General features: G+C 57.6%; 10 protein-coding genes. 2 read left to right on the top strand and 8 right to left on the bottom strand.

The genetic code is table 11. The features are described from left to right. On the top strand, positions 1-218 hold a 218-nt coding region (locus ACFPPD_RS06220; RefSeq protein ID WP_378081552.1), incomplete at its 5' end, for a hypothetical protein. A gap of 509 nt (positions 219-727) precedes the next feature. On the opposite strand, the gene ACFPPD_RS06215 is transcribed toward ACFPPD_RS06220, so the two are convergent. Together ACFPPD_RS06215 and ACFPPD_RS06210 are read right to left on the bottom strand one after the other, a co-directional pair. Then, entirely contained in the window at positions 728-895 is a 168-nt protein-coding gene (locus ACFPPD_RS06215) for a CxxH/CxxC protein (protein WP_209751910.1), read from the bottom strand. A 62-nt stretch (positions 896-957) separates the two neighbouring features. Next, positions 958-2,319, bottom strand: a complete 1,362-nt coding sequence (locus tag ACFPPD_RS06210; RefSeq protein WP_209751912.1) for a S1C family serine protease — start codon at positions 2,317-2,319, stop codon at positions 958-960. A gap of 249 nt (positions 2,320-2,568) precedes the next feature. On the opposite strand from ACFPPD_RS06210, the gene ACFPPD_RS06205 reads away from it, so the two are divergent. After that, entirely contained in the window at positions 2,569-2,769 is a 201-nt protein-coding gene (locus tag ACFPPD_RS06205; protein WP_209751914.1) for a hypothetical protein, read from the top strand. Between the two features lie 184 nt (positions 2,770-2,953). Here ACFPPD_RS06205 and ACFPPD_RS06200 read toward each other — a convergent pair whose 3' ends face one another. The 6 genes from ACFPPD_RS06200 to ACFPPD_RS06175 form a co-directional block, all read right to left on the bottom strand. After that, the gene (locus ACFPPD_RS06200) at positions 2,954-3,772 is read right to left on the bottom strand and encodes an MBL fold metallo-hydrolase (protein WP_209751916.1); all 819 of its coding nucleotides are present in this window, start codon (positions 3,770-3,772) and stop codon (positions 2,954-2,956) included. A gap of 48 nt (positions 3,773-3,820) precedes the next feature. Continuing rightward, positions 3,821-4,591: a two-component system regulatory protein YycI gene (gene yycI / locus ACFPPD_RS06195; RefSeq protein WP_209751918.1), complete on the bottom strand. Its 771-nt coding sequence runs from the start codon at positions 4,589-4,591 to the stop codon at positions 3,821-3,823. A gap of 39 nt (positions 4,592-4,630) precedes the next feature. Continuing rightward, positions 4,631-5,938 (bottom strand): two-component system activity regulator YycH, encoded by a 1,308-nt coding sequence (gene yycH / locus ACFPPD_RS06190; protein WP_209751920.1) that lies wholly within the window; start codon positions 5,936-5,938, stop codon positions 4,631-4,633. Beyond that, positions 5,935-7,779: a cell wall metabolism sensor histidine kinase WalK gene (walK, locus tag ACFPPD_RS06185; RefSeq protein ID WP_209751922.1), complete on the bottom strand. Its 1,845-nt coding sequence runs from the start codon at positions 7,777-7,779 to the stop codon at positions 5,935-5,937. Before walK ends, yycH begins: the two co-directional genes overlap by 4 nt. After that, positions 7,776-8,513: a response regulator YycF gene (gene yycF, locus ACFPPD_RS06180; RefSeq protein ID WP_209751924.1), complete on the bottom strand. Its 738-nt coding sequence runs from the start codon at positions 8,511-8,513 to the stop codon at positions 7,776-7,778. The genes walK and yycF overlap by 4 nt, the downstream gene beginning before the upstream one ends. A 157-nt stretch (positions 8,514-8,670) precedes the next feature. Then, complete coding sequence (locus tag ACFPPD_RS06175) at positions 8,671-10,230, bottom strand: peptidoglycan DD-metalloendopeptidase family protein (RefSeq protein WP_209751926.1); 1,560 nt, start codon at positions 10,228-10,230, stop codon at positions 8,671-8,673. Between the last annotated feature and the right edge of the window lie 305 nt (positions 10,231-10,535).

Below are 10,535 nucleotides of genomic sequence, written 5' to 3'. Positions count from 1 at the left end.
TCTCCGATGATGCTTTAATTATACAGAAAAAAGGTACAGCCCCCTCAAAAATCTGGAGGACTGTACCCTTTCTTCAAATACGGACTTTTTCAGTGGCCTCGACTGATTCTGAGGAGGATTATCTCATAGCGATTAGCGGGCTTGAAGGTGGGGAAGGTTTGACGCTTACCCCGGACTCGGTTCGTCTGCGGCGCTTGAGCACAATTCTTGTGCGCTAGGCGCCCGGACTCGGTTTGACTGCGGCGCTTGAGCACAATTCTTATGCGCTAGGCGCCCGGACTCGGTTTGACTGCGGCGCTTGAGCACAATTCTTGTGCGCTAGGCGCCCGGACTCGGTTCGTCTGCAGCGCTTGAGCACAATTCTTGTGCGCTAGGCACACGGACTCGGTTCGTCTGCGGCGCTTGAGCACAATTCTTGTGCGCTAGGCGCCCGGACTCGGTTCCACTGCGGCGCTTGAGCACAATTCTTGTGCGCTAGGCGCCCGGACTCGATTCGTCTGCGGCGCTTGAGCACAATTCTTGTGCGCTAGGCGCCCGGCCTCGGTTCGTCTGCGGCGCTTGAGCACAATTCTTGTGCGCTAGGCGCCCGGACTCGGTTCCACTGCGACGCTTGAGCACAATTCTTGTGCGCTAGGCAACCGACTTCGGCTCGTTCGCGGCCGCCGCATAAAAAGCCTCCCTTGCCAGGGAGGCTTCGTTCCATGCGATACTCGGTTTCTATTCTGCGTCAGACGACCAAGATTTCGACTTTGTTGCCGCACCATTCGCAATGCTCGGGCGGTTCCCAGGCCGAGAACGCCGTCGTCTGCAAGTTCACCAGATCGGGCGCGTCCTCGTATTCGTCCACGAATTTATCGATCGCGAGCTCAACGTGCTCGCGGCATACACAGTACATACATCCGTTCCCTTCCGTTCGGGCTTGCGCCGGGGGACGACGATGCCGGGCTAAGCCGACGTTTATCGTTCGCTTTCCGGATCGGCCGCTTCGTCCGTTTGCTGCGGTTTCTCCTCGAGCTTCACGTTTAAGGTCGCTTTCTCGCCTCCGCGATAATACGTCACCTTCAACGATTCCCCGATTTTTTTGCCGTTATACAAGTATTTGCGAAGCGCGAGCGTGCTGTCGATCGGCTCGTCGTCCAGCTGGACGACGATGTCTCCGACTTCCAATCCCGCGTCCAGAGCCGGGCCGACCGCCTCGAGCACGACGACGCCGTCGTAGACGCCGTCCGGTACGACGGGCTCGGCCGACGCTTCTATATCTTCATCTCCTGCGGCTTGTTCGTCGTCGATCTCGGACGAATCGTCCGTATCTCCATCGACCGTATCATCTGGTTCCGTTTGTCCGTCGAGATACGTCTGTAGGTCCATCGTGAAGACGCCCATGTACGGCCTGGCGATCTTGCCCTTGGCGAGCAATTCCTTCAGAATCGGCATCGCGTTGTCGATCGGGATCGCGAAGCCGATGCCTTCGACGCCCAAGTCCGCGACCTTCATGCTGTTAATGCCGACGAGCTTGCCGTTCAAGTCGACGAGCGCCCCGCCGCTGTTGCCCGGGTTGATCGCCGCATCGATCTGGATCACTTCTTGTTCCCAATCGTAATTGCCGTCTTGGTTCATCGATATCGGAATGATCCGTTTCTTGTTCGAGACGATGCCTTGCGTCAGCGAATCGCCGAAACCGAGCGGATTGCCGATCGCGATGACCATCTCGCCGTCGCGAAGCTTCTCGGAATCGCCTAATTCCGCGACCGCCTCGATGTCTTTGTCTTCGACTTCGAGCACCGCAAGATCGGTCACGACGTCCATTCCGACGATCTTCGCTTCCTTCTTCATCCCGCTCACGAGCACCGCTTGCACTTGGGCCGCGTCCTGAACGACGTGAGCGTTGGTGATGATATAGGCTTTGCCGCCGTTTTTCTGAAAAATAACGCCGGATCCCATGCTGGCCTCGTACGGAATTTCGCCGTCGTCCAGCTCTGCGTCCGGATCCAGCATGTCGAGCGCCTCGTTCGTCAGATTGATGATGCTGACGACCGCGGGCCTTACTTTCTCCGAAGCGGATATGATTCTTTCGGAAGTCTCGACGAGCGATTGGCCGCCCGCGAGCGCCGGCTTCGCCGAGGGCTCTGCCTTTGCGCCGCCGTTCAGCAGCGTGAATAACAGAGCGACGACGATCGCGCTCGCCGCCGAGGAGACGATCGCGACCCGCAGCGTGGAGCCTTGTCCATTCGAGCCGAACGGGCGGAATCGGGCTCTGCCCGTTCCCTTGGAGCGCTTGCTCATGCGCGTGGAATAGAAATCATCGTCGAACAAGCCCATGGTGCTGCACCTTCCTTCCAATCGGAACCGCCACTGCCGATCGCGTTCCGATCGCCCTTTCGCCGCGAGTGTTCCTTCTCTATCAGCTTATCTATTTCTAAAGCTTCTATACTTTATATCGAAAATAATAGGAATGAGATCAAGAGTTTTGACTAGAATAATAATAGGTTGATCTCATTTTACCTTTTCTCCTTGATCTCGCAAGTGATTTTCTCTCATATTCCCCTGTAAAAGAAAGGAAGGATTCCGATGCGCACGACGGATTACGGATGGCAGTTCCTCGACCTTGCGTCGCAGATGTCCGAAATGAAGCACGAGCATTATCGGCAGTTGCTCGCGATCAGCACGCTCATCGAGCTACTTGTCGACAAAGGACTGCTGACGCCCGAGGAGATTCGCGCCAAGGCGGCGCAGATGGAGGCCGAACTCGACCGCCAACTCCTGTTATAATGAGTTTTCAAAAGGTCCGCTTTTGATCACGAGGAAATTTCGAGAAGCTTATTCGACATCGAATCTTGAATGCTGCACGGGACTTCCGGTTCTCACGTCCGTTTGCCTACGCTCCGATCCTCATTCCCTAGCTTCTTTCAACCTTCTCGGTGCTGAAAACCGAACTTTTGAACTTTACTTTTATTTACAAACTAGCGACTTTAGACTTTACCGCGTCCCACGGCGTCGGCTTATCGTAATAAGTATCGCACAGCGCGAATTCGCTCTTTTGATAGAAAATGCCGTTGTTCTCCAACACTTCCCCGATCGTCATCTTGGCGATGTCCATCAGGTTATGCTCCTGGCTCAAGTGGGCGAGATACACCCTGCGCAGCGTGCCATTGAGCAGCTTGGTTAACGTGTCGCCCGCCGCCTCGTTGGACAGATGCCCGGTATCTCCCAGAATGCGTCGCTTGATGTTCCACGGATAACGGCCCATGCGAAGCATGTTGACGTCGTGGTTCGATTCCAGCACGAGCACGTCGGAGTCCTGCAACTGCCGCAGTACCTTGTCGCTGACGTACCCGAGGTCCGTCGCGAGGCTCAGCTTCGATCCGTCCGATTGGAAGCAATACCCGACCGGTTCCGCCGCATCATGGGAAATCGCGTACGAATCGATCCGCATGTCGAAGATTTCCACCGTGCTGTCCGACGGCATGATGCGGATCTGCTCTTCCGGAATATCGCCGACCGAGCGTTTCATCGCGTGCCACGTCTTCTCGTTCGCGTATACCGGCAGCTTGTGCTTGCGGGCGAACGCCCCGAGCCCTTTAATATGGTCGGAATGCTCGTGCGTCACGAAGATCGCGTCGAGATTCTGCCCGGAGACGTCCCTCTCGCTCATGAGCTCTTCTATTTTTTTGCCGCTGAGGCCGACGTCGACAAGAACCGTCGCCGCGCCCGACGATACGACGGTCGCGTTCCCCGTCGATCCGCTGCATAATACCGTAAATCGCAATCCCATGAGTAAACCCGTTCCTCTCCCCGGCCATGTTCCCCCAACCCAGCGCCGTTATGTACGGCCCGCGGCGGCATCGCCCTGCTCTGTCGTAACCTCCGCGCTGATCGCGTTGACGTAGTACACCTCGTCGCTGTTTTCCAGCAACACCCGCCAAGTCGGCTCGGTTACTTGCGCTTCCGCGTCGTCGAAGATTTCCCCGTGATAACCCAGCCTGATTTCCTTGATGACCGATCCCGCCGGCAAGTTCTGTTCGATGACTTTGGCGAGCGCCTTCGTCGCGGACAGCACCTGCTGCTCCTTGGTCCCGTTGGCCGGCTTCACCGTGACGAGATCCTGCGTGAATCCCTTGATCTTCTGCTCGCTGTAGTAGAGCTTCAGCCGAATGTCGAACATCGGCCAGAGCCCTTCCATGCGGTTAAAGACGAAATACACGCCTTCCTTGCTTCCTTGCTGATCGTAATGATAGTCGGCCAGGTCCGGGATAATGCCGCTTAGGGCGAGCGCGAGATCCTCCTCGGAGAAAATAACCATGGTCTCCGGCGCCGGCGAGATCGGCATCCGTTCCCCGATCCCCTCGCCGCTTCTCGCCTCGAACGTATAGGTCAGCTGCCTCATGTTCGGCGTATCCGTCGGGATTCTCGCGTTGTCGTCGACCTGAATGTTTTTCTCCCGCATGACCTGCAACGTCTCGGGGGGAAGGGAAGTCCAGTCCACCGCCGTATTTAACCGCTCGCGCCATTCCATCCACAGCTGGTAGCCGAGAACGATATTCAGCGCGAGGAACGATACGATGAGCACGCTTTTGGCGCGTCTCCAATCCATCCCGCTCCCCCTTCCGACCCTACCGGGTCTTGAGTATCGTTACGCATAAAGCTTCGATTCCGCCACGATGACGACTTCCCCGGTCGTAAGCCGCGCCGCCCATGCCGGCGTCAAGCGAACCGATTTCTCTCCGATCGTCGGCTTCATCGCCGGGAACAACGCTTCGACCGTGCGCCCGCCCGCCCGTAGCTCCTGAAGCTTCTTCCTCAGCTCTTCGCCGCCCGGCAGCTCGCGCTTATGTTTATTCGTCGTTTCCTCGCCGAGCACGACGAGCGAACGATTGTAAGTCGACACGACGCCTTGCTCGAGGAAAAGCTGAATGTAGCCGAAGTTCAGTCCCTTGTCGGACACGATCGGCACTTCCTTGTAATATTGCTGGAAGCGGATGACGGAATCGCCCGCCTCCGATTCGGCGTCCTTGACGAACAGATGCTTGCCGTTCCAGCCTCCGTGCTGATCGACGAAGCCGATCGCCGACATGACGTTGTCGAACAGATCGTTATTCACTTCGGTTCGCGCCACCAAGTCGGTGTAGGAGAGCCAAGTACCGTCCTGTTCGATCTTCAGCCCGCGCTTCCCGTCCGTATACATCTGAGATCCGCTCTTGTTGCTCTGAATCGTTCTCGTCGCGCCCGGATCGAACAGGTTGTCCTGCATTTGTTCGACCGTGTATTTATCGTACGCCACTTCCATGTCGAACAGCCGTGCCATCGGCTTATCCGGGGCGTAGACGTTGCCGTCGGACGTCGAGTACGGATCCCAATATTGGCCGAAGCCGACGAAGCCTTCCACGTCCCCGATGGTCAAGTCGGCATGCATCGATTCGTAGACGTAGCGGTCGTCGGAGCTGAAGAAGAACGTACGAACCTCGTCTCGGCCTTTGCTCGAATAGATCCAGATCCGGTCGATCGAATCGCCGAAGAATAGGAAGTCTCCGTCGATCTTGAACGCCTTCTGCAGCAGCTCGAACGGCACCGGCCGGCCGAACCGCAGCTCGACGCCCTGATCCTCCTTGCGGATCTGATCCCAGTCGACCGACTCGACCGAATCGCGCTGCAAGCCCTTGAATTCGCGGAGCTTCAGCTTCGTCATGATCAGTCCGTAGAACGTAGGCGTGCTCGGATAGAATACCGTATGCTTATCGTCGCCCAGATGGATAATCAGTTGCTCGGGGAAAACAAGGTTATCCGGCTTCTCCTCCTCGCCGAGCCGTTCCGTCTTCACGTAGTCCGAGTCGCTCTTCACCTTGGCATCCTTATAAGGCGTGTTATAGGCGAGGGAATAACTTTGCACCAAGCTAAGGACGACGAGCAAAGCCAGCAGTACCGATTTGCCCTTCTCGATCATGCGCTCTCACTTCCTTCCGGCACGATCGGCAGCAGCACCGTGACGACGGTACCGACGTTCGTCTCCGATTCGAGCAAGATCGCGCCCCCGTGCGCCCTGACGATTTCCCGGGCAATCGACAGCCCGAGCCCGGTGCCGCCCATGTTGCGCGAACGGGCCTTGTCCACCCGGTAGAACCGTTCGAAGATCCGGTTCAAGTCCTTCTTCGGAATGCCGATGCCGGTATCCTTCACGGAGATGGCGAGCTGACCGGCTTCGTTGCTCTTGGCGGATATATCGATGGCCCCTCCATCGAGCGTATATTTGATCGCGTTCGACACGAGGTTGTCGAGCACTTGGTCGATACCGTCCCGGTCGAGCCAAGCGGTCTTCTGCCGGTGGTCGACCTTCACCGTGACCGTGATCGCCTTCTGCCGAAGCTGGAAGGAGAACCGGTCGACGACTTCCTCCAGCATCTCCGCGAGATCGGTCTTCTGGCGGCGAAGCTGATTGCGCCTGGAATCGAAACGGGACAGATGAAGCAAGTCCGTGACGAGCCGGATCATCCGTTCCGTCTCGCTGCGGATTACGCCGACGAATCTTTCCGCCAGAGGCGGTTCGTCGATCGCGCCGTCGTCCAGCGCTTCCGCGTAACTCTTGATCGTCGTCAGCGGCGTGCGCAGCTCGTGCGAGACGTTCGCCACGAACTCGCGGCGGGACTGCTCCAGCTTCTCCGCTTCCGTGACGTCCTGCAGCACGGCGATGGCCCCGGCGACGCCCTTGTCCCTTCGGCGAATCGGCGTCAGCGTCACCCGGAACACGAGCTCCTCCTCCGCTTGATCCTCCGGGAACCGGTTCAAGAGGAGCGAAGACTCCGCGCCCTGAAGCGTGTCGGCGATCGGAGCCTTCTCGATGCCGAGCGCTTCGGACAGCGTCGTGCCTTCCTTCATATCGGTCAAGCCGAGCATGCCTCTGGCTCGCCTGTTCGTGACGATGACCCGGCCTAGCTCGTCCGTCGCGAGAACGCCGTCGCTCATGTTCGACAGAATCGAGCTCAGCTTCTCCCGCTCCTCCTCGTTCAAGGCGAGCGCGTCGCTTAGACGATCGGTCATGTCGTTGAACGCGATGCTCAGTTGGCCGATCTCGTCCTTGCCGAACACGGGCACCCGTTCGTCGAAGCGCCCTTCCGCGACCGCCGTCGCCTGGCGCGTGAGCGCCTTGATCGGCGAAGTGATCGTGCCCGCGAGCAGAACGCCCAGCACGGCCGTCAGCCCAAGCGCGATCAGCGTCGCGGAGACGAAAATCCGGTTGATGTCTTCCATCGTCTGGTACAAGCTCTTCATCGGCGCGACGATATACACCGCGCCGACGATCTTGCCGCCGCTGATGACGGGCTTGGCGATGACCTTGCTTCGCGTATTGTTCTCGTCGATAATCTCTTCCTCGTTATCGCGAACCCCTTGCAGGGCGCGGCTTACGAGGAGCGACGTGTTCTTGCGCCCGACATAGGACTGCTGCGACGTCTTGGAAGTCGTCGCGGCCAGCACCTTGCCTCCGGCGTCGAGCACTTGGTATTCCGTGCCGCTGATCGTATCGATGCTGTTCACGAGAGAGTTCAGCAGCACGCTCGTTTCCGCCTGCGCGTCTTCGTCTTTGTTCCCCGACGACAAGCTCGAAGTCGATAGAAACTTCGTCAGCAGATTCGCCTGAATGTTCAAGCCCTCTGTGAAGGAGTTGCTTAGCGACGTCTTCATCGTGCTGATGAAATATACCCCGATCAGCTGTACCGCGATCAGGATCAGGAGAAGCACCATCGTAATGAGCTTGACCTGGATGCTGCGGAGCATGCGGATGCCTCTCATCCGTAATGACCGCCGCTCATCTTGGGACTGCGCATCAAGTACCCGAGGCCGCGCCTCGTCATGATGATTTCCGGACGGCTCGGATCGTCCTCGAGCTTCTCCCGCAGTCGACGGATCGTCACGTCGACCGTACGCACGTCGCCGAAATATTCGAAGCCCCATACGGCTTGCAGCAGGTGCTCCCGCGTCATGACCTTCCCGCTGTTCTTCGCCAAGTAATGGACGAGCTCGAATTCGCGATGGGTCAGGTCTAGCGGCTGATTGTTCTTATAGACGACGTACATGTCCGTGTCGATGAACAGGTTAAATAACCGGATGCCTTGGCGTTCCGCTTCCGGTTGCACTTCTTCGTCCCTGGCCGTCTCCACTTTGCGCTGGCGGCGCAAATGCGCCTTCACCCGGGCGAGCAGCTCGCGCGTGCCGAACGGCTTCGTCACGTAATCGTCGGCGCCGAGCTCAAGGCCGAGCACCTTGTCGATCTCGTTGTCCTTCGCCGTCAGCATGATAATCGGCGTCGACAGGCGAGTCCGCACTTCCCGGCACACGTCCATCCCGTCCTTGATCGGCAGCATCAGATCGAGCAGGATCAAGTCGGGCTCTTCCTCGAACGCCAGCCTGACGGCGGCTTCGCCGTCGAAAGCGCAGACGACCTCGTAGCCTTCCTTCTCCAAGTTGAACTTCAGAATATCCGCGATCGGCCGCTCGTCGTCCACGACCAGTATTTTGCCTAACATTCTCGTCACCGCCTCCCGCTTCTCGGAAGCTAATCTATTGTTATCTTACCATAATGCGGACAAGACCCCAATGGCGTTTCGTGGCAGATCGGAGGCGGGCGGGAATGAAAAAAGCTCTCCGTCAAGGCATTGCGCCTTCGGGAGAGCCGATAAGGTTCTATAAATAGCTGGTCGGGTTCTTCAGCTTGCCGTTCAAATAGATTTCGAAGTGCAAGTGCGTGCCGGTCGAGTGTCCGGTGCTGCCCATGATGCCGATGGAGTCGCCCTTCTCGACGACTTGCCCCTTCTTCACCTTCACGCTCTTCATGTGGCCGTACACCGTCTTGAAGCCGTTCTGGTGGTTAATGATGACCGCGTTGCCGAGTCCGCCCGACTTGTACCCGGCAAATTCGATGATGCCTTCGTCCGCCGCCATGATCGACTTCTGTCCAACCATGTCGATACCCTTGTGCATGCGGCCCCAGCGTTGACCGAGGTAACTCGTGATACGGGCTCCGACGACCGGCCAAGCGAACTTGCCCGAGCCTTCGCCTCGGATGACCTTCGTGCCTTTCATGATGACTGTCGGTACCGGCTTCAGCAGCACCTTCTTGTTCACCTGTTCTTCCTCGATCAAGGCGCCGTTGCGCTTCGTCAGGCGGTAAGTGACTTGCTGCTTGCCCGGCGTACCCGCGGTGATGACCTTCTGCTGGCCCTTCTTCATCGTATCGCTCGTCTTGTATTGGACGGGCGGTTCGATCGTCTCGATCTCCGTCACTTGCTCTTCGGAGTTGACGTTCAGAATCGGCGGCTGTTGGGACGATAAGTCGATAACGTCGCCGACCTTGATCTTATCGCCTACGATCCACTTGTTCTTCTGGTGGATGAACTCTTCGGTCACGTCCATCTTCGCCGCGATGCAGCCGATGCAATCGCCTTCCTGCACCGTGTACTTGCGAGGCACCGGTTCGCCCTTCGTCAGCTTGGCGTACAGCGCGTCGAGCGTCGACACTTGCGTTGCGGCAATGTCGGCTTCGACCGTCTGCACTTTCTCCTTGAAGCTGACCGACGTCACGACGCGTTGCGGCTTCGCTTGGTCGGCCGCGGCGGTCTTGCTCGTCGACAACGACTGCACTTCGGTACCGGCTTTCTTGACGAGGTTGGCCGGCACGTACTTGTTCTTAACCTTCTGCAGCAGCAGGTTCGCGGTCTGCTGATCGCGAACGACGCCGATTTCCTTGCCGTCGACGACGACCTTCACGCCGACCGCGTGCGTCTGAAGCAAGCCTTCGAGACGAGTCAGCGTTGCGCCGTCGTCCGTCTTCTTCTTGTAAGCCTTTTCAACCTCGTAGGCGACCTGACCGTCGTTCAACTCTTGGAGGACGGGGGTATTCGCTTTGCTGAGTTCGGTAGCCTTGGCCGCGAGCAATTGCTCGACCTTGGCTTTATCGCTGATCTCTCCGACGGAACTTCCGTTCAAGAGCACTTCGTAATAGGTAACGCTGTTCGCCTTCACGTACTGGCTGGCCCCGAATCCTACGACAGCGAGCGCGATGATGCCGCATGCCGAGATGATGATCGGTTTCCGGTAATTCCGCCATCTTGCGGCGAAATTCGACGTAACTTGCGTATCTGTAGAGAGCTTAGCTTGCATTCGCGAGGACCGAACGTTGCGGACGGCATGCCGAGTCGCGGCGATCATTGTCCGGATCCGATCCATTCCCCTGAAATCGGCCATGATCTTCTCCTTTTCCCTTGCTTTCGGTATTCTTTTCCCGGTTTTGGCAAAAGCATGTACCTCACTTTAGCATACGTCCGACAAATCTATCAACCGTTTGGGGTCATTAGAATTATGAAAAACGAGCAAAAACACCTTCGGCGTATCGGACGCTGAAGGCGCTTTTGCGTAGACGATTCGGAAATATGCGAAACTTACGCTTTCAGGTAGAGTAGAGAACTGAAATTTCATTGGAGGGCGGAAGCCCTCCTTTTACTTTCCCAGCTCCCCCTTCATCAAACCGGACGTGAGGTTTTCCCTCATCC

The organism is Cohnella suwonensis (genome assembly GCF_042655365.1).
GTDB classification, from domain to species: Bacteria; Bacillota; Bacilli; order Paenibacillales; family Paenibacillaceae; genus Cohnella; species Cohnella suwonensis.
Note: the sequence above shows the minus strand (reverse complement) of the source record. Positions and strands in the feature narration are given on the sequence as shown.

Excerpts from the sequence above, each read along its gene's own strand:
- yycH (WP_209751920.1), bottom strand. The coding sequence starts at position 5,938 with ATGATCGAGAAGGGCAAATCGGTACTGCTGGCTTTGCTCGTCGTCCTT.
- yycF (WP_209751924.1), bottom strand. The coding sequence starts at position 8,513 with ATGTTAGGCAAAATACTGGTCGTGGACGACGAGCGGCCGATCGCGGAT.
- walK (WP_209751922.1), bottom strand. The coding sequence starts at position 7,779 with ATGAGAGGCATCCGCATGCTCCGCAGCATCCAGGTCAAGCTCATTACG.
- ACFPPD_RS06200 (WP_209751916.1), bottom strand. The coding sequence starts at position 3,772 with ATGGGATTGCGATTTACGGTATTATGCAGCGGATCGACGGGGAACGCG.
- ACFPPD_RS06215 (WP_209751910.1), bottom strand. The coding sequence starts at position 895 with ATGTACTGTGTATGCCGCGAGCACGTTGAGCTCGCGATCGATAAATTC.
- ACFPPD_RS06205 (WP_209751914.1), top strand. The coding sequence starts at position 2,569 with ATGCGCACGACGGATTACGGATGGCAGTTCCTCGACCTTGCGTCGCAG.
- yycI (WP_209751918.1), bottom strand. The coding sequence starts at position 4,591 with ATGGATTGGAGACGCGCCAAAAGCGTGCTCATCGTATCGTTCCTCGCG.
- ACFPPD_RS06210 (WP_209751912.1), bottom strand. The coding sequence starts at position 2,319 with ATGGGCTTGTTCGACGATGATTTCTATTCCACGCGCATGAGCAAGCGC.
- ACFPPD_RS06175 (WP_209751926.1), bottom strand. The coding sequence starts at position 10,230 with ATGGCCGATTTCAGGGGAATGGATCGGATCCGGACAATGATCGCCGCG.